The organism is Dolichospermum sp. FACHB-1091 (assembly GCF_014697585.1).
Classification (GTDB): Bacteria; Cyanobacteriota; Cyanobacteriia; order Cyanobacteriales; family Nostocaceae; genus Dolichospermum.
Genome location: NZ_JACJSB010000032.1, coordinates 26,022 through 49,129, shown reverse-complemented (window position 1 = coordinate 49,129; position 23,108 = coordinate 26,022). Strand labels below are relative to the sequence as shown.

The 23,108-nt window shown below is 36.7% G+C and carries 20 protein-coding genes and 2 pseudogenes; 7 read left to right on the top strand and 15 right to left on the bottom strand.

The annotated features are described in order from the left end of the window. Positions 1-382 precede the first annotated feature (382 nt). From H6G25_RS17815 to lepB, 4 genes and pseudogenes are all read right to left on the bottom strand, one after another. Positions 383-780 (bottom strand): annotated as a pseudogene (locus H6G25_RS17815) (four helix bundle protein). A gap of 195 nt (positions 781-975) precedes the next feature. Continuing rightward, a complete protein-coding gene (locus H6G25_RS17810; RefSeq protein WP_190393637.1) occupies positions 976-2,709 on the bottom strand; it encodes a R3H domain-containing nucleic acid-binding protein in 1,734 nt (577 codons plus the stop codon). A 45-nt stretch (positions 2,710-2,754) separates the two neighbouring features. After that, positions 2,755-3,873, bottom strand: coding sequence for an LdpA C-terminal domain-containing domain (locus H6G25_RS17805; RefSeq protein ID WP_190393636.1), 1,119 nt, complete (start codon positions 3,871-3,873; stop codon positions 2,755-2,757). 195 nt (positions 3,874-4,068) lie between these two features. After that, positions 4,069-4,725 (bottom strand): signal peptidase I, encoded by a 657-nt coding sequence (gene lepB / locus H6G25_RS17800; protein ID WP_190393635.1) that lies wholly within the window; start codon positions 4,723-4,725, stop codon positions 4,069-4,071. 229 nt (positions 4,726-4,954) lie between these two features. Here lepB and H6G25_RS17795 point away from each other — a divergent pair, with 229 nt between their 5' ends. Further along, positions 4,955-6,274 carry a dihydroorotase gene (locus H6G25_RS17795; protein ID WP_190393634.1) on the top strand — a complete coding sequence of 440 codons (1,320 nt, stop codon included), beginning with the start codon at positions 4,955-4,957 and terminating at the stop codon, positions 6,272-6,274. Positions 6,275-6,379: 105 nt separating this feature from the next. Here the strand turns inward: H6G25_RS17795 and tsaE are convergent, their stop codons facing one another. Together tsaE and H6G25_RS17785 are read right to left on the bottom strand one after the other, a co-directional pair. Beyond that, positions 6,380-6,808 carry a tRNA (adenosine(37)-N6)-threonylcarbamoyltransferase complex ATPase subunit type 1 TsaE gene (gene tsaE / locus H6G25_RS17790; RefSeq protein ID WP_190393633.1) on the bottom strand — a complete coding sequence of 143 codons (429 nt, stop codon included), beginning with the start codon at positions 6,806-6,808 and terminating at the stop codon, positions 6,380-6,382. A gap of 142 nt (positions 6,809-6,950) precedes the next feature. After that, positions 6,951-8,327 carry a gluconeogenesis factor YvcK family protein gene (locus H6G25_RS17785; RefSeq protein ID WP_190393632.1) on the bottom strand — a complete coding sequence of 459 codons (1,377 nt, stop codon included), beginning with the start codon at positions 8,325-8,327 and terminating at the stop codon, positions 6,951-6,953. A 419-nt stretch (positions 8,328-8,746) separates the two neighbouring features. On the opposite strand from H6G25_RS17785, the gene ruvC reads away from it, so the two are divergent. Next, positions 8,747-9,238: a crossover junction endodeoxyribonuclease RuvC gene (ruvC, locus tag H6G25_RS17780; protein ID WP_190393631.1), complete on the top strand. Its 492-nt coding sequence runs from the start codon at positions 8,747-8,749 to the stop codon at positions 9,236-9,238. Positions 9,239-9,281: 43 nt separating this feature from the next. Here ruvC and H6G25_RS17775 read toward each other — a convergent pair whose 3' ends face one another. Together H6G25_RS17775 and H6G25_RS17770 are read right to left on the bottom strand one after the other, a co-directional pair. After that, entirely contained in the window at positions 9,282-10,286 is a 1,005-nt protein-coding gene (locus tag H6G25_RS17775; protein ID WP_190393630.1) for a serine/threonine-protein kinase, read from the bottom strand. Between the two features lie 237 nt (positions 10,287-10,523). Continuing rightward, positions 10,524-11,822 carry an NB-ARC domain-containing protein gene (locus H6G25_RS17770; protein WP_190393629.1) on the bottom strand — a complete coding sequence of 433 codons (1,299 nt, stop codon included), beginning with the start codon at positions 11,820-11,822 and terminating at the stop codon, positions 10,524-10,526. A 154-nt stretch (positions 11,823-11,976) separates the two neighbouring features. On the opposite strand from H6G25_RS17770, the gene H6G25_RS17765 reads away from it, so the two are divergent. Beyond that, positions 11,977-12,171: a hypothetical protein gene (locus H6G25_RS17765; protein WP_190393628.1), complete on the top strand. Its 195-nt coding sequence runs from the start codon at positions 11,977-11,979 to the stop codon at positions 12,169-12,171. 146 nt (positions 12,172-12,317) lie between these two features. Here H6G25_RS17765 and H6G25_RS17760 read toward each other — a convergent pair whose 3' ends face one another. Next, complete coding sequence (locus tag H6G25_RS17760) at positions 12,318-13,370, bottom strand: LuxR C-terminal-related transcriptional regulator (protein WP_242035013.1); 1,053 nt, start codon at positions 13,368-13,370, stop codon at positions 12,318-12,320. 358 nt (positions 13,371-13,728) lie between these two features. Between H6G25_RS17760 and H6G25_RS17755 the strand changes: the two genes are divergently transcribed. Beyond that, complete coding sequence (locus H6G25_RS17755; RefSeq protein WP_190393626.1) at positions 13,729-13,872, top strand: hypothetical protein; 144 nt, start codon at positions 13,729-13,731, stop codon at positions 13,870-13,872. A gap of 26 nt (positions 13,873-13,898) precedes the next feature. On the opposite strand, the gene H6G25_RS17750 is transcribed toward H6G25_RS17755, so the two are convergent. Next, on the bottom strand, positions 13,899-15,251 hold the full coding sequence (locus H6G25_RS17750; protein ID WP_242035012.1) for a hypothetical protein: 1,353 nt from the start codon (positions 15,249-15,251) through the stop codon (positions 13,899-13,901). Between the two features lie 328 nt (positions 15,252-15,579). Between H6G25_RS17750 and H6G25_RS17745 the strand changes: the two genes are divergently transcribed. Beyond that, on the top strand, positions 15,580-16,776 hold the full coding sequence (locus H6G25_RS17745) for a 1-deoxy-D-xylulose-5-phosphate reductoisomerase (RefSeq protein ID WP_190393625.1): 1,197 nt from the start codon (positions 15,580-15,582) through the stop codon (positions 16,774-16,776). A gap of 52 nt (positions 16,777-16,828) precedes the next feature. Here the strand turns inward: H6G25_RS17745 and H6G25_RS17740 are convergent, their stop codons facing one another. From H6G25_RS17740 to H6G25_RS17730, 3 genes and pseudogenes are all read right to left on the bottom strand, one after another. Further along, positions 16,829-17,566: a hypothetical protein gene (locus H6G25_RS17740; protein ID WP_028085120.1), complete on the bottom strand. Its 738-nt coding sequence runs from the start codon at positions 17,564-17,566 to the stop codon at positions 16,829-16,831. Continuing rightward, a complete protein-coding gene (locus H6G25_RS17735; RefSeq protein WP_028085121.1) occupies positions 17,563-18,711 on the bottom strand; it encodes an AAA family ATPase in 1,149 nt (382 codons plus the stop codon). Before H6G25_RS17735 ends, H6G25_RS17740 begins: the two co-directional genes overlap by 4 nt. Positions 18,712-18,746: 35 nt before the next feature. Beyond that, a pseudogene (locus H6G25_RS17730) lies at positions 18,747-19,190 on the bottom strand (2OG-Fe(II) oxygenase); the annotation flags it as partial. A 522-nt stretch (positions 19,191-19,712) separates the two neighbouring features. Here H6G25_RS17730 and H6G25_RS17725 point away from each other — a divergent pair. Both H6G25_RS17725 and H6G25_RS17720 read left to right on the top strand, forming a co-directional pair. Beyond that, on the top strand, positions 19,713-20,048 hold the full coding sequence (locus tag H6G25_RS17725) for an RNA-binding protein (protein WP_190393624.1): 336 nt from the start codon (positions 19,713-19,715) through the stop codon (positions 20,046-20,048). A gap of 532 nt (positions 20,049-20,580) precedes the next feature. Beyond that, a complete protein-coding gene (locus H6G25_RS17720) occupies positions 20,581-21,198 on the top strand; it encodes a Uma2 family endonuclease (RefSeq protein ID WP_190393623.1) in 618 nt (205 codons plus the stop codon). Positions 21,199-21,301: 103 nt separating this feature from the next. Here the strand turns inward: H6G25_RS17720 and H6G25_RS17715 are convergent, their stop codons facing one another. Beyond that, positions 21,302-21,601, bottom strand: a complete 300-nt coding sequence (locus H6G25_RS17715) for an AvaI/BsoBI family type II restriction endonuclease (protein WP_190393622.1) — start codon at positions 21,599-21,601, stop codon at positions 21,302-21,304. A 25-nt stretch (positions 21,602-21,626) separates the two neighbouring features. Further along, positions 21,627-23,060, bottom strand: a complete 1,434-nt coding sequence (locus H6G25_RS17710) for a DNA methyltransferase (protein ID WP_242035011.1) — start codon at positions 23,058-23,060, stop codon at positions 21,627-21,629. Positions 23,061-23,108 lie beyond the last annotated feature (48 nt).

Here is a 23,108-nt window from a genome sequence, read left to right as displayed (position 1 = left end):
TTGACGTTTAAATAAATAGGAGAAATATCAGCATAATCCCAACCTAGTTCTTCAATAAAAAGCGATGTAAAATCAGCTAATTGCAGGTATTTTTTAACTTGACTACGATTGAATTTCATAAAATGCACTCCTGGGATAAATAAGGTTTTTACCCCACCCCCTCACAAGGGTAGGTTTTTTACATTGTCGTCAGGGTAAGACTGGGAAGACAAGGAAGGAAAGTAGACAAGGAAGTTATACCTCTGTTGATTGATATGACTACCAACTCAGAGAGTCCACAGTGTAGCTACAGCAATAGCTAACCATAATCTTTCAGCCCTTTTGGGATCTGTCAAACGAGTTTTATGCCACTGTCATTTATATTTCCCATTGAGAACAATACTCAATTATTACCTATTAACCAACTTTCTGGATGATTAATCATTTTTACTAATCCACTTAGAACTTGATTGTATGTACTATATAAATCTCTTCCTTCCTCTACGGAAATATATTGACATTTCACTGCAAATTTTAGCCACACTTGGGTTTCGGCTGCTTCCGATTCACAATCATTTAATTTAGCTATAAATGAGGCTTTATATCTTCTTTTTCTCCAAGCTTCTGCAAAATTCGCACACACTGAACGAGAAGAACGACGTATGTCAGTCAGGGAATATCTTTCTACCTCCGAAACTGTTTTGATAAATCAAAAATTGTCATTGCTGCATTAAACGCTTTTTGATATATCCCTAAATCTTCATGGGTTTTAATTTTTCTTGGTTCTTCTTCCTTGTCCACTTTCCTTCCTTGTCTGCCTTGTCTTTCCCTATTATAAATCTCAATGTAAAAAACCTACCCTTGACCCCACCCTAACCCTCCCCTTGCTAAGGAGAGGGGACTAGATTCCGGTTTCCCCACCTTGACAATGGGGGACTTTCGTGGGGTAACTAAACCTGGGTTTTTAATGCAGAAAAGGGGAAAATGATCAAGAACTTAAGCCGGATAAATTCTTAACCGCCGATTTGGTTCATCGCCAAAACTGTCGGATTTGAGGCGATAATGTTCTACTAACTCATGCTGCATTTTCCGCACTTGGGAAGAACGGGGTAGTAACTCCACAGGTTGACCTTTAGGAATAACAATCTGCTCTACAGCAAGTCTAGCTTCTTCCAAAGCGTCCATTTCATCATCGCTACCATTGTGTAGTAACAATTGTAACTCTCTGTTATCGCCAATATCTGGATCATCCATATTCAGGAGTCGGCGTAAACTGCGAGTAATTTGGGGAATTGTACTGGACTTAATCATGAACATCGGTAAATTACGGGCTTTAGCCATTTGTCGTAACTTAGCGTGGTTCTTGACGTGCGATCGCAAAGCTAAAATAGCATCAGCACTATCTAAGTCTTTTGTCAAGACCACAGGCAAAGTTAACACATTAATTACCTGTTCAAGTTGATCACGACTCACCCCATAAGGGTAAATATGTAATGGCAAATCTTCCCCATTGGGACCTGCTGGTTTGCGGCTGGGAAAATTAATACTTTCTGAGTAATTGAAAGATTCATCTAACAAGCGGTCAAATTCGCTGCGTCCCGTCGGTCTTTCCCTTTCCATAGATAAAGGTGGTAAAGCCACCATTTGTCCAGAAGAACGCCAACCATTGGGTTTAGCAGCCAAGAAAGACTCTTCCACCTTAGTCACGTGGCCATTACCACCATTGACCACAGCCAACTGTCTAGCAATACCCACCTTACCCTGATCATCAACGGTTCTAGTTTGTGGGTTAGGTTGACGACCACGTAACAAAGTATCAACCGTATCAGCCACACAGTCATGAACTACCCAGCGTTGTCGTTCTAACATTTCCACAGCAATGTCAAAAGTAGGCGGAGCTTTGCGTTCTAAAACCGTTTTTTGCGAACCACGTCGTCTAGCCTCATCATCTCCCAAGGTAACAGCCTGAATACCCCCCACCAAATCAGATAGAGTCGGATTTTTAATCAGGTTTTCAATCTGATTACCGTGGGCAGTTCCCACTAATTGTACCCCTCTTTCCGCAATAGTACGGGCTGCTAAAGCTTCCAATTCCGTGCCAATTTCATCAATTACAATCACTTCTGGCATATGGTTTTCCACAGCCTCAATCATGACTTGATGTTGTAATTCTGGCTGAGAAACTTGCATTCGTCTGGCCCGACCAATGGCAGGGTGAGCAACATCACCATCTCCAGCGATTTCATTAGATGTGTCAATAATCACCACTCGCTTATTTAAGTCATCGGCCAACACGCGGGCAATTTCCCTTAAAGCCGTGGTTTTACCAACACCGGGACGACCGAGCATCAGAATTGATTGACCAGTTTCCACCAAATCGCGGATCATGGCAATTGTTCCGAATACCGCCCGGCCGACACGACAGGTCAAACCGATAATCTTACCACTACGGTTGCGGATAGCACTGATGCGATGTAAAGTTTGTTCAATTCCTGCCCGATTATCCCCTCCAAAATTTCCAACTCTTTGTATACAATCATCTATCTGTGCTTGAGTGACCGGTGTTTCGCTCAGATACTCCGCTCCATGGGGAAACCGAGCTTCTGGACGACGACCTAAATCCAAAACTACCTCAACTAAATTATGTCCTTGAGGATGATTCTCTAGTTTTTGTTGCAGGTCTTGGGGTAAAATGTCTAACAACTTGTGGAGATCTTCTGTAATCGTCATGGCAATAATTGGTGACTGACGTTTTTAGAGATATGGTTGGAGTGATTAGCGTAAACGCCCAGACTTAATCTGGGAAACGAGAGTATGGGCCAGCTTTACAGCCTCCCAAAGTAATTCTGGTCTTGCTTCCAAGCGGCTGTTACCTTGACTATCAGTGTTAATCACCTCCTTATTTTCTAATTGGTCAAGAATAGATGACAGCAATACACGGGCATAACTACCATAGGCAACCCCAGCTATTTTGGATTGGGGATTGTGATCTTGGCCTCCAAAATCATTTAGTAGTCCCATGCCTTGCAATTTAGGAACAGTATAGCTATTAGTGCCTCCTGCTAACTGCACATATCCCGGTAGGTTTGCTGTCAAAACTTTCTGTCCTAATTTCACAGTGGCTATGGTTGTACCATTACCAATATCACCACTCATGGAACGCCCGTCAGTTTGCCAAATTAAAAACTGCGGACGGGGGACAATTAAATCGTAAATTGCTTTTAGGTAATCAATTAGTCCTTCTCCATCATTACAACTGATAGCGACTAACTTTAATTTATCTACCCAAGGTGTCATTGCCGCCCATAACCGTTGAAATTCTGCCAACCGCCCTACTTGAGTATGAATTTCTACAGCATCTATTCCCATGGACATGATCAATGGTGCAACCTCCCCTAGCGTTGACACATGAGATTTTGTATAAATTATCCCATAGGGACAGATGGGAACGCAACGGCCACAGCCATAACATTTTTCTCTAATTACTCCCGATAGCTCATCTTTGGCATTGTTAAATAAAATTGCCTGGGCTGGACAAATTTTTTCACATGGTTTATGACAATCACTGGGACAGTGTTGAGAATTAAACTCAGCTTTTCTAAAATGGGGATCTTCACCATCATTGACGCTGACCATTAACAAGGGCAAATTACCTGTAAAGGCAAAGCCCCGCTTCTGGGCAACCTTGGCCAAACTCTTGGCTACCATTAAAGCTTCTTGAGTGGCGGCAATCACCGCCGTATCGGCTGCTACATCTATACAGTCAGCACCAGCCAAAGTGTAGGCCAATGTTAAATTTCTGACCGCAGGAAGGTGTTGGAAACTGGCTCCGCAAATTAATTTGAACCAATTACCTTGTTTTAGGGATTGTAAAGGGGCTAATAAATCAGTCACACTTCCATTATGCTTTTATTCGACTATAAATTGCAGCCTGTAATCAAGAAAATTGATTTGATTAGTAATAGGATTTATGCCTTGACAACAAATACAAAATATGTATTGATAGCCCCGGTAGCCTTAGCTTGACTTCTGTGGGGGCGGGTTTTCCCGCCTCCTAACTTCCTTTATATGACTTTATATGGTATCATTTCATGGTTTTGCAGATGGATAAACAGGAGATTTATCAATTGAGCCAATTTTGTTGAGGGGCCAAAAACGAACTACAGCCTGACCAATAATATGTTCGCGGGGAACAACGCCCCAACAACGTCCATCATAACTACTACTTCGGTTATCACCTAACATTAAGTAGGAATTTGGGGGAATAATTTCGGGTTTAGCCAAGAAAGGAGGCTGGGGATCGCTGCTATTGCAAGTCTCAACGAATGTCCGCACAGAAGAAGATAGATAAAGATTTTCCTGTAAAGGCTGGCCATTAATATATACTTTACCAGCCTTAAGTTCCACTTTTTCACCGGGTAAACCAATTACTCTTTTAATAAATGCTTCCCGTTTAGGATTATTCTCTATTGTTTCTGGTGGTGAAAATACTACTATATCTCCGCGCTGGGGGTCAGCAAATTTATACTTCACCTTATCCACGATAATCTTATCCGCTTTCCATTGGTCTTTAACACCATGTAAAGTTGGTTCCATAGAGCCAGAAGGAATCCAACGGGCTTCAGCGACAAAGGTACGAATTCCCAGAGCTAGAAAGACACTCAAGATCATCGTTTTACTTAGCTCTACTATCCAGGAATTATCAGGTTGTTGGCTAGAGTTTTTATCAGACGCTTGATTTGGCATGAAATTGTTGAAGTATTTTAAGAGACTAGTATGGAACTCAGACAGAGAGACTTGATATTATTAATCTTAACGAGATGGGGCAAATGGTAGGTAAATCAAGTCAAAAATCTAGTATTTTCCTGTGTTCAACTATAAACACTCAGGTTTTTAGCTGACTTGACTTGCAATAAACCTATTCAAGAAAAAGTTATCTATGATCCATAAATAAATACTTAAAAATTGTACATCCATGTCAACTACGCAAAGTTTACTGATTCGTCATGCTGAAATTATTCTACCTAATGGTGAGTCAATGATTGGCGATGTCTTGACTCAGGGAAGACAAATAGTCCAGTTAGGTCAAGAAATTACTAGTGCTTCTCCTACTCATGAAATTGACGCACGGGGTTTAACTTTGTTGCCAGGAGTAATTGACCCCCAGGTGCATTTCCGCGAACCAGGTTTAGAACACAAGGAAGACTTGTTTACAGCCAGTTGTGCTTGTGCTAAAGGGGGTGTCACCTCGTTTTTAGAAATGCCGAATACAAGACCTTTAACCATTAGTCAGTCGGCTTTAGATGACAAGTTACAGCGGGCTGCTAGTAAGTGCTTAGTTAATTATGGCTTTTTTATTGGGGCTACGGGAGATAATTTACCAGATTTACTTTCTGCTAGTCCGACACCAGGAATTAAGGTGTTTATGGGGTCAATGCACGGACAGTTATTGGTAAGCCAGGAGGAGGTACTAGAGGCGATTTTTGCCCAGGGAAATCGTTTAATTGCTGTTCATGCGGAAGACCAAGCTAGAATTAATCAACGCAAACAAGAGTTTGCGGGTATTGAAGATCTGGCTATTCATTCCCAAATTCAAGATAATCAAGCTGCTTTGTTAGCTACCCAATTAGCGTTAAAACTCTCTAAAAAGTATCAGCGCCGCTTGCATATTTTACATATGTCAACAGCAGAGGAAGCGGAGTTACTGCGTCATGATAAACCCAGTTGGGTGACAGCAGAGGTAACACCCCAACACTTGCTTTTAAATACTAGTGCCTATGCAACTATTGGTACTTTAGCACAAATGAATCCCCCTTTGCGATCGCCCCACGATAATGAAGTTCTCTGGCAAGCTTTACGGGATGGTATTATTGATTTTATCGCTACAGACCACGCCCCCCATACTTTAGCAGAAAAAGCTCAAACCTACCCTAACACTCCTTCGGGAATGCCCGGTGTAGAAACTTCTTTACCTTTAATGTTAACCGCTGCTATGGCAGGAAAATGTACTGTTGCCCAAGTTGTACAATGGATGTCTAAAGCGGTAGCTGTAGCCTATGGTATCCCCAATAAGGGAGAAATTTCCCCTGGTTATGATGCTGATTTAGTTTTGGTAGATTTAAAAAATTACCGGGAAGTTAAACGGGAAGAAGTTTTAAGTAAGTGTGGTTGGAGTTCTTTTGAAGGTTGGAATTTGACGGGTTGGCCTGTCACAACTATTGTTGGTGGTGAAATTGTTTATGATCATGGTCGGTTAAATACCCAAATTCGCGGACAAGCTTTGACTTTTTTATAGTTTTAGTCAGTTGTCAATGGTTAGGTAATGGGTAATAGGTAATGGGTAAGAGGTAAGAGGGAGATATTTATTTTTTTCTTTCTTGCCTCTTGCCTGTTGCCTCTGTCAGTTTATTTCGGTAATTTCGGCCTGACGTTGACCATTTTCACCATGGTTTAAACGTATCTTCAAATAACTATCTGGTAAATAAGGCATTCGTTCAGGCCATTCAATTGCTACAATTCCCGGTGTGACTTCTACTCCTTCCCAGTAACTTTCTAAGTTTAAACCTATCACTTCATGGGGTTCTAAACGGTATAAATCTAAATGATAAAGGGGAATTTTTCCTTCTGTATACTCATTAATTAGAGTAAAAGTAGGACTAACAATAGGGTCAATTATTCCCAAACCTTTACCAATACCTTGGACTAAGGTAGTTTTACCAGCACCTAAATCACCTGACAATAAAATTACACTTCCCGCATTTAAGGTTTTTCCAAGATTAATACCTAATTGCTGTGTCGCTTCTAAGTCTGGAAGAAAAATTTTGGTCATTTGTCTTATGTTATTTTTAATGGGTGCTTATCGTAAGCGATTGTTTGTTAATCGTGAGTAATTGTTTTTTAAACGTGAGCAATTGTTTATTGATGCAGAATGTAGTTTTATTAATTAGCAATGACAGCATCAAATTAAAGACTTACTTTTTATTGTGATGCGCTCCACTATACCATTTCAGTAGAACCTTAGCTAACTTTTGGGGGTCATGACGAACAGCGCCATTTTCATCTTCAAATAAAATATTAGCAGGAATGATTCGCCGTCCTAATCGAATAACAGCTTCTCTATCTAAAAAAACTGGGTGGGCATTTTGTTGAGCATAACGAATCAGTGCTTGGGCTGAGGGTATTTTTTTATGAACTAACACAGCATCAAATAATTTTTTATTGTCACAAGCTTTATCTATAGCTTGAATATGGTCAGAAACACTATATCCATCAGTTTCTCCTGGTTGAGTCATGATATTGCAGATATAAATGCGAGGTATATCAGTAGCAGCGATCGCATCAGCAATTTCTGTGACTAACAAATTAGGAATTAAGCTAGTATAAAGACTACCAGGTCCAATAATAATGTAATCAGCTTCTTCAATAGCTTTAATTGCAGCGGGTAATGCGGGGGGATTTTCAGGAATACAACCGATTTTGACGATTTTTCCTTCAGCTTTGGGAATATTAGATTCACCCTCAATGCGTCGGCCGTCTGTCAATTCTGCCCAAAGTCTGACATCACTAAGAGTAGCAGGTAAAACTTGTCCTCTCACTGCTAAAACTTTAGAACTAGCAGCAATAGCCTGTTCTAAATCTCCAGCAATATCAGTCATAGCAGTTAAAAATAAATTACCAAAACTGTGGCCTGTTAATCCATCTCCCGCACGAAAACGATACTGAAATAATTCTGTTAGCAATCTTTCCTCGTCTGCTAATGCTGCTAAACAATTACGAATATCCCCCGGAGGTAAAACACCAAATTCCTCCCGTAATCTACCCGAAGAACCACCATCATCTGCTACAGTAACAACAGCGGTGATATTAGCACTGTAGGTTTTCAAGCCTCGGAGTAAAGTGGAAAGTCCCGTACCACCACCAATAACAACAATTTTGGGACCTCGATATAAACGACGGTGAGCTAAAAGAACATCTATCAATTCCTCCTCCTCACCTTCCGGTCTTAATACTTCTGTAATTGAACCTACAGTGCGGTATTGTCCCCACAACAACAACAAAACACCAGATAGCAGGAGTAGAGGACCGCTGATATAGTTAGGGAAAATGTCCGCAAAAAACGCTAAAAGGTCTCTGAGAAATTCTAGTATCCAAAAAATTGGGGTTAATTTTACCCAAATGGCCAACCCCAAACTGGCTAACACCACACCCCCAACACTGATAAGTAACCAACGTTTCACCGCTAACCCGGGGGATAACCATTTAAACCATTGGTTAATGCGGTGGGAAGTGCGACCATGGGATTGTAATTGTAACGAATTAATTGCTCGTTTGAAAAAACCGCTGAACATACTTACTTAATAGGGATTGCTAGTACAAAGAATATTTAACAAAAACTTTACATCATCGACTCCCCAGTCTAGAGGGGAAATCACAAGAATTATTGGCGTTGCTGAATTGAGGAGAAAAATTCCCAAATTTAACCTTTAAAACTCTTACCTTGGCGTCTTTGCGCCTTTGCGTGAGACTAAAATTCATACCCTTAATCAGCAACGCCGAATTATTACAGCAGTTTTCGGCGATTTAAACCAGACTTTGATTACCTTCTTCCTTTGCGCCTTCCTTACTTTGCGGCTACCCTTCGGGATCTCTAAGAGAGATTGCGCGAAACAAAAACCGTGGTTCATTTACCTGAAATTCGCTGTAATCCCTTTGTATTTGCAAGAGCAAAAAGTCAGTAGTTAGGAAAATTACCATCATACAGAATTATATGGAAAAGCGGATTTTAGGAATAGATCCAGGACTAGCAATTGTGGGATTTGGGGCGATTAATTGGCAAAAAAGTGCAAATACAGCACAGGAGATAAAGATACAGATGATTGATTTTGGTGTCATTCGCACTCATGCGGATATGGAAATGAGTCAACGACTATGTATTTTATTTGATGATTTAAACACTCTTATGGAAGAAATACAACCAGATTTAGTCGCAATTGAAAAATTATTTTTTTATCGCATGGCTAATACTATTGTCGTTGCCCAAGCCAGAGGTGTGTTAATGTTAGTTTTAGGACAGCGTAAACTTCCTTATGTAGAATTTGCACCTCCTCAAATTAAACAGGCTTTAACAAATTACGGTAAGGCAGATAAGGCAGAAGTACAAGAAGCTGTTATGCGCGAGTTAGATTTAGATGAAATTCCTCGTCCAGATGATGCTGCGGATGCTTTAGCGGTGGCTTTGACGGCTTCATTTCAGTTATAACACTAATGTAAGTTGCTAGTTAGATAAAATCTAAAGGGGTAGTTCATAATAGATACTTAATCAAAGGCGTAACCAAAAAAATACCAACCCCACAGATAACAAGGAGGAATAAAACTTTCCACCCTAGAGTTAATGTAACTCCCATAGCTAGTAAAGTCAGAAAAACGAAATTAAGAGCAAGGCTTAAAAACACAATTGGTACTGGAAATATATTTTCGCTTGTTTCGTCGAGTAAATCCAAAATTTGTTGGGTATTTTGTGGTCTATTTCTTGGCTCATATTCTATTAACCAATCAATTATAACTTTGAATCTTTCTGAAATTTCTGGTGCTTTATCTCGCCATAATAACTTTCCAGTTCGTGGGTTTTTCAGAAAGTTGTCATATCCAGGATAAATACCTGTGAGGAGATGAACAAAGGTACGACCTAATGAAAAAAGATCGGATGTACAATTTATGTGGCTGAGATTTTCTTGCTCTGGTGAATTATACCCTGGTGTTCCTATGACTGTAGAGGGAGTAGTTTGTTTTTCATATTTTTGAATGGATTCTTTGACAGTCCCAAAATCAATTAATACTAATTGACCATCAGGTTTTAACATAATATTATCTGGCTTAATATCCCGATGAGAGTAATTTCGACTATGAACGTGAGCTAAAATATCAAGTAATTGTTTTAGCCAATTTATCGCTTGTGTTGTATTAGTAATTCGGTTATTTTTTAGCCATTTTCCCAGGTCTTCTCCGGTAATTTTCTCCATGACTAAACCATGTAATATATCCTCAGTGTGAGTACAGCGAAAGGTAATATAACCATCTGCTTCAACCTTGGGAATTCCCGGATGATCTAATTTTTCTAGAACCTGATGTTCTTGGATGAAAAGTTTAATTACTCTCTGATTACTAGAATTATTTAACTTCAAAACCTTAATAACTTTATCATCACCAATAAAGGTATCTTTTACTTCAAAAGTCTTGCCAAAAGCTCCATCCCCTAATTCTCTAAGGACATGATAGCGAGCATTAATAATATCTCCTGATTCAATCATGGCTTTCTTCCTCTTGGCTTAATAAAACGTTAATTTATTTGAATATTTTATCATTTTATAAACAATCTAACATGATAAAATCGTAGTTAATAATCGAGACAAAAATAGCCCCAGTAGCATCATAGGATATAGCAGTTTCCATGGCTATATCACCCATTCCTCAAAGTTTTTTAGCTTTTTGTCAAAATTGAGCCTCTACGGATTTTTTCGTGGAAACTTCCCATTTAAGTTGGCCTTTTAGTGATAACGTCTTTTTATATATTTTTTAATTAAAGGATTTAGCACCCAAAGGGCTTGATATTCTTGTATCTCCTCCTTTTCAATTAAACGAATTTGCCATAAATTATTGACAGCTTGAATAATATATGCGTGGGGTTGAGATGGAAAATATTTAAATATTTGATGTGTTAATTTAGGCTCTGCTTCAGCAGCTAATTTTTTCATAATATTTCTTTCTAAATTTGACAAATAGGAAAATTGTTTATCTAATATGCCAAGCATGGCATCGTGCATAAAAATTGTTCCTTCCAGCAATTTAAGAATGTGACCATTATGAATATTTTTAATCATTTCAGCCGCCAAATTGAGAGCTAATGGATGTCCTTGACAGCATTTAATCAGTGCTTCAACTCCGGGATCAAAAAGACCCAAATTTGTCAATAGAGCTTTGGCTTCTTGATTTTTCAATCCAGATAATGACAACTCACTAATATTTTGTCTGCTGAGAAGTAAATCCATGACTCTAGGTTTTTGTATACTGGTAAAAATCAAACAGCTTTTATGTTTTGATTCCCCAATTTTTCTTAAAAAATTTTCATAATTCGGGTAAATTTGTCGTTGGTTTAGGGATTCTTCACCATTTTCTATTACTGCTTCCCATTTGTCAAATATTAGCAAACAACGATGCTGATTCAAGTGATTAATTAGATGACTAATTTTATTATTTATATTTGTTTCTGAATTGTTAAATGGGAAATAATGTTCTATGGCAGCCAAAATCTCTTCCAACCCAGGGGAATATTCAAGACTCTTCCAAATAACATAATCAAAATGACTGTGAATATTTTCAACTAACTCTCTTATAAGTGCTGTTTTGCCAATTCCGCTCATGCCCAAAACCCCCAGTACACGAAGGCGTTCTGTGACTATCAATCTTTGTAAATCACTCAGTTCTTGAGAACGGCCATAAAAATCACTGAAATCTGGTGCTTCATGCAAATTTATATGTGAAAGATGGTTATTTTTTCCTGCTATGGCTTGTTGATTATTTTTTTCTAACAGTTGTGTTAAAACTAACTTGCAATTTTTTTTGTTAATATTTGTCCCTGTCACTTCCCTTAAGCGTTTGAATAACTTGGGACTTTTTATATTCGCTATGGTACTCAATTCGTAATTGGGAATATCATCACTCATCTGGCTGTAGGATTTTCCTGCCAAAGAGTATTTTAAAATTGCTTCTTCACAAGGATCTAAATTTAAATCTATTCCTTTTAAGCGCTGCACCCAATCTTTTAATAGTATGACCAATTCATCCATAGTCCAGTTCTCCCTCCACAGAATATTCTGGATTGTATCTTAATTTGCATTAACTTTATTAACTTTATTAAGTTTATCACTTAAATAACTTAGTGATGACAATCAAATGGCCGTCATAGATACTTTTTATATAGGGACAAAAAAAGAGGTTACTATGGCCTACCAACATTTATTAACAGCTAATCTTGATCATCAAAAAATTTCAGCAGCACCCGTTGTGAAGGTCAACAGAGAAGATGATACCTGGAGCTTAATACAAGTACGATCACCATTATTACAGGGTGCTTATGCTACACAAGCTGATCACATAGGGGATGAGGATGATGATCCGATCGTCCCACCTAGTTAAATATGGCTTTTTCGCCACCCAGGAGAAATGATGCAGCGAATTTAGTCATGGTGAGGTGTACCTCACCATGATCAAATATGTTGTATATTTAATTTCTGAAATTCTGGAAATGCTTGACAGGCTTCTGAGTAACTGCTCTATCTAAATTAGTCAGCTTGAGAATTAAGAATTCTGACTGCATCAAGTTTCCACACTTCTAATTCTGGTAATTGTCCACGAACTTTTTTTTCTTGCTGTTCACGGGAATAAAATTCTAGGAAAGTTCGCCATGATTCTCTAGAACTTTGGTGATCTCCCTGTGCTGCTTGAAGCTGTGCTAACAAGCAATAAGCCGGAGGATAATTGTTTTCTAATTGTAGACACATAAGTAAATTTTGTTTTGCTTGTTCATAATAATTTTGCTGAAAATATGCCCACCCAAGGTTTTTATACAATGTGACTTCCACTGCTTTATCTTTAACCTTTGACAAAAGTGGTTCAATAATTTTTACTGCCGCCATACTATTTCCTCGGAGAATTTGTAACCGAGCTAAATTATTAACAGCAGCATCAGCAGCGCGATTTTGATATTTACTTGCAATCTGATAGTGATAACAAGCGCCATCCAAATTATCTAGCTTTTCATAAGCTGCTCCTAAATTATAATGAGCAGCACCATAGTTTGGGTTAAATTCAACTGCTAATTCTAAATAAGATACCGCAATTGTAAAGTTGCTATTGAGATAATTTTTATGTCCTATCTCATTTAAAGACTTAGCAACTTGTTTCCTTTCTTGTTCATGAAACTTAATACGATTTAGTAAGTTTTGTAAATCCTCCGATATTGGCTGGTTAAGGGATACCAAGCGCAAGATATATTCGGTAATACTTGGGTTACTTTCATCTGCAATCTGTTGTATTTCCTTCTTCGAGCCTGTTTTAGTTTCACTCAGTAACTCAGGTTTGTATTTGGCAAACAATGTAACTAACTCTGACCGTTTATAGCGACGGCTATCAGAAGGCTCATTATTGAGTCCAAATTCTAGACATATTCTTTCAACATATTTTCTCACGGATGATTCTCCAATCTTCATAGATTCAGCTATATCCGCATCTGTTTCGCCCATTAGTATCTTTTTTAATACGTTTCTGCGTCGTTCCGTGAGATTGTCGAATACGCGCTCAAACTCTTGTTGATTCATTCTTGGTTTTGATTGCATCAGTTTCATGTTCACTTGTGTGACTTTTTGATATCTAAATTAAGGTTGGTGATTTTGTGTCATAAGTATGAATCGGACAAGTATTACATCTACGTAAGTGCCATGAAAATATAAACCCCGGTTTTAGGGTTGACACTTATAAGAAAATATGTCAGATCTATAGTTATATTGTATATCACAGAATAAAAGAAATTAAATTTTGTGACATACATGGGGGGAAAATGTTTCTATAACCAAAGTCAGTCAGATTCAAGATTCAGTAGAAGTTTTACTATTATCCCAGATCAACTCACTTTTGGATAGTCTCTAGCTCAAGATAATTTCGTTTTTCATGTTTTATATAACGTTTGAATACATCATGAATAAACACAAGTGTGTTATGGGGTTAGCTATATTAGCTACTTTAGTCACGAATCCTGATCAAGCGGAGGAAGTTTCTAGGAAAGCGGCTGATTTAGTTGAATTTAAATACAGACACTTAATTTCTGAATTTTTTGTTTGATTCCTAGTTCAGATTTATTCTGTATTTTATCCTACCCAAATTTCTTGAGCAAAACCGATTGCTAACTTACCAAGTAAGGTGATAAACAAACCCATAATCAAATAAGCTTGACGGGGATAACGAGACAAACAGATACCTATAGCTGCACTCAGAGGTACAATGCCATAAGCAAGACGACTTAAGGAAATTGTCCCACCAGAAGCTAAAAGTAAACCAATACCACAAAAACCATAAACTACCATAATGGGAGTTAGTTGCTGACGGAAATACCATAACAGGTAGCTACTACCTAATATCATAGATAGATTGAGCAAATTATTTATTAATCCTTGGTCTGCAATTATTAATAATAATATGACTATGACATAAGCAGCACGGAATATCTGGGGATGGAAATATTTACGCCAATAGAATAAACAAGAAGAACTAATGACAATTAAACTGAAAAACAGCGGATACCAAAAGTCTTTAACTCCACCTTCATCATTTTCCACCCAACCAAAATACCAATTGTTGCCAAAAGGAATTTGCATAAACATATTTAACCAACCTTCCCAATCAAAACCGAAGGAAGGCCGCCACCCTTTTTGTGCAGCAATGAAGGCTAAAAAATTATCAAAATTTAGCCCACAATACACACTGAATACTAATAAACCTGTAGCGGATAATAAACCTGCTATATAGGCAATTGGTGGTTTATTTTGTCGCCAAGCTGTGATTAAAAATGCGGGTATTAATACCATGCCTGTGGGGCGTGTTGCTGTTGCCATTGCTCCACAAATTGCTGTCCAAATATATTGTTTTTGATCAAAGGAACGTAAAGCTATTGTACTCAATAACAAATATAAACCTTCTGTGTAAATTACTCCTGTGAATAAAGACATGGGACAACAAGTTATGACAGCAATTGTCCAATGGGCTGCACTGATGCCACATTGTTTTTTTACCCAAGAATATAAACAATAAACTGTACCTAAAAATGCTAAATTATTGATGATTAATCCAGCTATTTCAAAGGAAAAACCCAATTTCATGAACATAAAAATGCTGACAGGAAACAGGGGAAAAAATGCTAAATTATGTTGTTTACCATCATCAACAAATTCATAGCCTTCAGTAACAATCGCCCGATAATGTACAGTATCCCAAACGTTAAAAATCCCCCAGCCAAAATGGGGCGTAATTCCATCTGGTAATGGGGGGAGATTGGGAGCAATCAGCAACATAGAAATCCCCACCCATAGACGACTTAAAAACCACATAGAAGCAGGAAATAAGAAATCATCCGTCCAAATAAATTTAGCGATGCTGGTAGCGATTATAGGCAAGCTACGGGCAGCGTCTCGAAGAGAAGCGATCGCTATTTGTGCTTTAACCATAGGCTTTTGTTTTTCCTGATTTGATGTTACTTTTAAGTAATGTTAAGCATTAATGGCGAAAATAGCAAAGGTTGTCATAGAGATTAATTAATGTAGCATTAATACCCATTTCATCTAAAACTCCACGGAATCATGAAATCCATTCATGTATCTGCGTTTATCTGCGTTTATCTGCGTTTAATTATGATTAAAATCATATCATGTAGATTCATCTAAATATACCTACAATTTGCAATTGGTCAGTAAGTCTGATGATTGTAGAAATTCCCCTGATCAACGAGTCCCAAGGCATTTATAGTTAAAATTATCTATTAATTCTTAAAAAATTGTGAAAGCCATTACCCTACTTGGTTCTACTGGTTCAATTGGTACTCAAACCCTAGATATCGTCTCTGAACACCCAGATAAGTTCCGCATTGTTGGATTAGCTGCTGGAAGAAATGTGGAGTTATTTGCGGCGCAAATTCGTCAATTTCGCCCGGAAATCGCCGCCATTTCCGCTGCTGATAAATTACCAGAACTCAAAGAAGCCATTAAAGATTTAAATCCCCAACCCATTTTACTGGCTGGAGAGCAGGGAGTGATAGAAGTTGCTCGTTATGGCGATTCTCAAACCGTTGTTACTGGTATTGTTGGTTGTGCGGGTTTATTACCGACTATCGCCGCCATTGAAGCTGGTAAAGATATTGCTTTAGCCAATAAAGAAACTCTGATTGCTGGCGCTCCCGTAGTTTTACCCTTAGTGGAAAAACATGGAGTGAAATTATTACCAGCAGATTCCGAACATTCCGCCATTTTCCAATGTCTCCAAGGTGTTCCCAAAGATGGGTTACGGAAGATATTACTTACCGCTTCCGGTGGTGCTTTCCGAGATTGGCCTGTAGAAAAATTAGCATCTGTAAAAGTTGCGGATGCTCTTAAACATCCTAATTGGTCAATGGGAAGAAAAATCACCGTAGATTCTGCAACTTTGATGAATAAGGGTCTGGAAGTCATTGAAGCTCATTATTTATTTGGGGTAGATTATAACAACATCGAAATTGTCATTCATCCCCAAAGTATTATTCACTCATTAATAGAATTACAAGATACCTCAGTTTTAGCCCAACTGGGTTGGCCAGATATGCGTTTACCTTTGCTTTATGCTTTATCTTGGCCAGAACGAATTTACACTAATTGGGAAAGATTGAATCTAGTCAAATCTGGTGATTTAACTTTCCGTGAACCAGATCATCAAAAATATCCCTGTATGCGTTTAGCTTATGCTGCTGGTAGGGCTGGTGGTTCTATGCCCGCTGTATTAAATGCGGCAAATGAACAAGTTGTAGCGTTATTTTTGGATGAGAAAATTCAATTTTTAGATATTCCTAAATGTATCGAATTTGTCTGCGATCGCCATCAACATGATAACCAACAAAATCCCACTTTAGATGACATTTTAAACGCAGATCAATGGGCTAGAAAAGAAGTTTTTGCAGCCCTGGAAAAAGTAGCAACACGACCACAAATAATCTCGGTGGGTTAAAAGTTATGATAGTCCTACACTGCACCGAATAGGATTAGTGTAGGATTATATTTTATGTATTTTCTTGCACATCTATTTTTGAGCAAAATTCTATGAACTTTTGAAAACTATGTAAATGATCTGGGTTTGTTTTAATTCTGGTTAATAATTGTTCAAGATAAAATTTTTCTTGTACTTCTTTTGGTCTAGATTTACTATAGGATAAATTACGTTCTTTGAAAATCTCTCTCAAATAACCTTCATGAAATAAAGCTTTTGTTTTATATCCAAAAATCTCTCGTGTATTTTCTTCGTTTTGTTCAAACTCACTTGCTAAATCTTCAGGATCACTTTGACTGACATCAAAATACTTGATATATTTTTTTAAAATTTCGTTGTTTTGTGGGTTTCTAACAAAAAAGTTTCTATTTCCTAAAAACCAAGTTTCAATACAAACTTTTTGGATAATAATTTCTAATTGACAATTTTCTGGTAAAGTTTGAAAAGGTTTATTTTGTAAATTGAGTTTAATTTTCTCGAATGCTTCTGCTTTTTTCTCGGAAATAGTCAACCTATCTGCGTCTGTGAATAGCACCAAGTAGTCATATTTTGGTACTTCGTTAATTTCTTGAATAGCATTAGCAGCAACTCGATAACAGTCAGGAACACCCATATCACTTTCATAATAATAGTTATTCTGACTGACAGTATCAAAACTATCCACTTCCGTTAAATTTGGAAGAAGTACAGATAACCACTTTTTATAAACAATCGCTTCCGTTTTCCCCTCAAATACAAAATAGAAATTCATAATTGTTTTTCGAGAATTTTAGTTAATTGAAGAAATGCTTCTTGTTTAGATTTACCTAAATGATAATCTGACGCATTACGAATATTAATGTGTCCACCTTTACGAGTAACGATTTTCCAATATTCATAAGGAATATTATTGATAATATAAGGATGATGACTGGTAGCTATAAATTGTAAATTTTTATTTTCATGAATTAAGTCATCAGTTAATATATCAATACAATTTATCCCTAAGCTATTTTCAAATTCATCAATTAATATTACAGTTCCCGGAGTTGAAAGATATATTTCACTAATATGAATAAGTGTCCGTAACATACCCGAAGACATCTTATCATCTCTAATCCATTGAGGTACACAGTTCTCTTTTATGAAAATAAAAGGAATAAAAAGACGACCAGTTGATGTATGATGTGTATGCAGAAGCTTAATTTTTATATCTTCTACTTGTTGAAAAATTTCAATAAATTTTGACTTAATTTTATTGAAAATATTCAGCTTATTTTCATGTACAAAATATAATTTTGCATGGATATTTTCATCACTATTGATTATACTCTCTAAAGTTTTATATTTACTTGTAAGAAAATGCAATGGTTTGTCGGATATTCTATATACGTTTAGTCCGTTTCTTGTCTGATCACGATATTCTATTTTATTTAAAGCATCATAAGCTTCTTTGATCATACTTTCTTCTCTCAATGTATATATTATTGATTGATATGAAGAAAGCTTGGGCATTTCTATATTTTTAAATTTTATTTTTTCTGGACTTCTTTCAATTATTACATCATTTTGTGAAGTCAATTTTTCATACAATAATGAAGGATAATCATCTTCATCTTCATAAAAGATATCTTCATTTTCGCCTTCATAAAAAGTTGATTCATCCGTTTCAATAGTTTCAAAACTACCTTCCCAAATAAACTCAGTATTATTTACAGTATAAAAATTTATTTTCCATTCCAAACCATTTATTGCTTTTCCATTTACAATGCTTTTCAAATCTAGAATTGCACGCAAGATTTGAGTTTTACCTGCACCAGAAACACCTACCAAAAGAGTTAAATTTGATGAAAAATCAACTTCATCAAAATCCCAACCTAAAAAATTATTCTTGAGTCGCAGTGAAATGATTTTCATAACTTAAACAATATATAAATTGTTGATATTATAACTTACTTCCTTTGTTTTTTCCCATTCCCTTGATTAGCCCTCGACTTTAATGTAAACTGTGGTATTTCCTCAAGTTCATCTTCACTCAAACTATACTGTTCACACACAAGACTTAACCGATTTCCCACAGTTGTAACTGCATTCACAGAATGAGTTAAATCACCCTGAAAATAAATTAAACAATTGGTTTGGGGTTTAATTTGTCCAACTTGGCGTTTTTGCGATTTTAGCACTAATTCTCCCCCTTGCATATCCTCTGGTACACGCACATAAAGCACGCTTACAAATGCGGGAGGTTCAACAGTTTTACAATAGGAACGCAAAGACCGATCAATATGGAGATCAACGCGAGAACCTGCTTTCAATAATAAAGGATTCAGATAAAAAGCATTACAATTAGGTAAAAGCGCAAAATCTAAATAAGGCTTAAAATAGGGGAATTTTTGGATAACTTTGCCTACCTCCACAGACAACTTTTTTAGCAAACCCTACTGATAATGGTTTCAATAAATTTTTATCATTTAGGTGACTAAAGACGCGGAAGTGTCAACCAATCCTAAAACCCTGTGTTAAAATATTTGTTGGGGAACTCAAGGCAATAATTCGGTATTTGAGGAATCAATTAAAATCATTGGTGGTAAATATTGCACCATAAAAAGCATTATTTTCAGCACTGGTGAACATTTGAGATTGGTAAATATTTGGAAAAGCGGCGATAAGCTTAGGTTTAAGGTTGAGTTGCGGGGGGGAAAGTTAATTAATGGCTGCTCATAAATAGTAAATATTACTTTTTATAACATTTTTTAAACTTCTTTGCACAATTAAGATTTTTTGTGTAATGATGGGGGTGTGGAAATTAATTCGGCAGTAATGTTTGTTGTTAGTATTGACAGGCTTTCCCTTTTGGTATATACAGACTCCTCTCCGAAATCTAAATCTCTACAATCTTATGATTTTGGAAATATTCTATGTCAATTTACGTGGGTAACCTCTCTTACGAAGTTACACAAGATGCTCTCAGTGAAGTTTTTACAACCTACGGTACTGTGAAACGTGTTCAACTTCCTACAGACCGTGAGACAGGTCGCTTGCGCGGCTTTGGTTTTGTGGAAATGAGTAGTGAAGCTGAAGAAACTGCCGCTATTGAAGCTCTTGATGGTGCAGAATGGATGGGACGTGACTTAAAAGTGAACAAGGCGAAACCCAAAGAAGACAGAGGTGGTTCTTTTGGCGGTGGCGGCGGTGGACGTGGCGGCTACGGTGGTGGCGGTGGCAACCGTGGTGGCGGTGGCGGTCGCTATTAAGCTGAATTTAGCTAAGACTTTTAGTGATTGAGTTTTGAAAAGATTGCCTATTCCGTTCGCGGGGTGGGTAATTTTTTAGTGTTAATTTTCTACATTATTTGCAATTCAAGTCCTGGTAATACGCCCTCTCCAGAAAGCAATACGGGAAATTGAACAATTTATACAGGTTTTTCCACTCTGTAAATTTCTACTTATTGATTTTGGGGGTCAATTAACCAGCCCAATTGTAAACCATTATTTATATATATATTCCTGCATTTTTTCTGGCAGGGTTAATCAACAGTTTTGAGTCTATCGGTTTTTGATCTAAGTTCAATGATAAAATCGGGAACGAGCAATTTTAAAATAACTAAAATAACTAAAATAAAACATGGTTAAATTTGGAAAATGGATGCTCTTGGTCAAATATTAGTGGTTGTATATACACAATATAATAATGAGATTAGACTTATTTCTACTCGCCTACAACCATCCTTCCCTCTAGGAGTCGCTGCAATTTGAAGAATTTTGAATTTACAAAGGTAAGTAAATTATGCTTCAAGCCTTACCAAAAATAGTAACTTTTGCAGAATTTATAGAATGGCTACCTGATAAGGGACGCTATGAATTACATGATGGAGTAATAGTTGAAATGAATCCACCGGTAGGTTTTCATGAAGATATTATTTGCTTTTTAGCTGAGAGAATCACGGCTGAGTATTTACGCTTGAATCTACCTTATGGAATCCCAAAAACTACTTTTGTTAAACCACCAGGAAGCGAATCTAGTTATTTCCCAGATGTGTTAGTAATCAATAGAAACATTCTAGCCAATGACCCAAACTGGAGAAAATCAGCAGTAATTTCTGACCCTGATTCTATTCCTTTAGTTATTGAAGTTGTGAGTACAAATTGGCAAGATGATTATTATAAAAAACTGGGAGATTATGAAAAATTAGGTATTCCTGAATATTGGATTGTGGATTATTTAGCACTGGGAAGTAAAAGGTTTATTGGTAGTCCTAAACAACCAACTATTTCCATTCATCAACTGATAGAGGGAGAATACCAAGTTAGTCAATTTACAGGTAGTGAATTGATTATATCATCAACTTTCCCAGAATTAAAGTTGACTGCTGAACAAATTTTTAAAGCTGGTAATTTTGATTAGATCTTGCTCTCGTTCCTAGTCTCTGACTAGGAATGCAGTTGATGAGGCTCGGCCTCAAGTACGAGGACAAAAGCGGGTAAAATAGTTTGTATTCTAGGAAATCCTATAAACTGATTAACCAGTGACAGATCGAGTCAACTTGAGTATCCTGTGGCTGTAAATAACCTCTCGCTTTATCAGAAATTCCAGATGCAGCTAATAAAGCAGGTTGTATTTCTACCAGATTAATTAAATCAGCAGGACTATTAACTTGAGAAGCAATAGTTTTTAATACTCTTGCTTGATCAATCAATGGTGTAGCCCGACGGTTTCTTTCAATAGCTAAAGCAACAAAACCAGCTCTAGTTTTATCATAAGCTGTTACTAAATCAAGACCTGTATTTAAATGATTTTTATATGCCAATTTTAGTTACCTTAATTTGATGAAATTAAACTTTTCTCCAAACATAAACGCATTTTCTCAGTGCATCACGTCCATGTAGCCCCATTTGCTGGCTACTATTGCCTTTAGTATTGGGTAAAACTAAAATATTTTCTACTTTAAATCCCAGATACTCAGCTATATTCGATAAAATCATATCCACTGAAATACTCACACCAGCATAACGCACATTATCATTAATCATAAACATCAGCCCTTGTGGTTTCATGACTCGATAACATTCATAAATTATGCAAGCCATTTCATAAAAATAACCTTTTACCATTCTCGGAATACTATTATTATTTAATTGTTTTTTGGATTTTTGTTCTTCCAAATATTGCAAAATAACTTGGAGTAATTTCTGTTTATCTGTAGCCAAAATAGCATTTGACCATTGAGAATTAATTGCTAATAGATCTTTCGGTCTATTCTCAACTGTACAACTTAACATTTGTTGTCTAAGATTGACTATTTCCTCTTGTCCTACTCCTAACAAAGCGAGTTCTAAAGCATAAGTTCTAGTGTAATCATAACGGTTGCAATAAGGAGGAGAAGTAAGAATTACATCATAATAATAATTTGGCAATTGTGGCATTATATCTAAGCTAGAACCTGTAAACAAACGAATCCCACCTTGTTTAGTTTTACTGGGAAAAAGTTCACCTTGTTGACTACCAGTTTGAATATCTGCTAAAATTTCCGTAATTTTAATACTAATTGCCTGTTTAAAGCTGAGAATTTCTCCTTTGTTAAAAGGTATATTACCTTGTTGACGACTAGAACGATAATCCCAACGTAAATATTGCCCATCTTTGCGAGTGTAACTAATTGCTTCCAAAACACATAATAGTGCAAATTGTAATACTTGCTTGACTCTGCAATTTTCATTTTGGTAAGCACCGATATATTTTTGAATTTCGTTTAATGTCTCTTGAGGATATGCACCTGTCGTAATTTTTATTTCTTGAATATTTTGTTGAGTCTTTGATTTCTCCCAAGGACAATTTTTAGACCAATATAAAATTTTTGTGAAATCATCTGCTGTAAATTCTTGTTCTAAGATGAGCCTAGTATTTATAATTTCTTTTCCAATAGGGAGTAATTCAATTCCATCAGCATTTAATCCTATATTACTAGCTGCAAATAAAGTTGTTCCACTACCAGCAAAAGGGTCTAATATGTCGCCAGATTCGATTATATATTTATCTAGTAAATATTCTACCAATGAAGCAGAAAAAGCTTCTTTATATTTGTACCATCGGTAAATAGGTTTAAGTTTATTAGCCTGAAAACTAACAATCTTCCGGTTGAGAACATCTTCTATGCAGAATTTATCAGCAAAGTGCTGGTATATTTGGGTGTTAATATGTTCAATTTCAATATTTTGTGTTTGATGATTTGGTATTTGAGGTTCTAATTGTTGAAAATCAAGCATCATTTAAAGTGATCAAAAATATTAGCAGACGTTTTACATCATAGCGTAAAA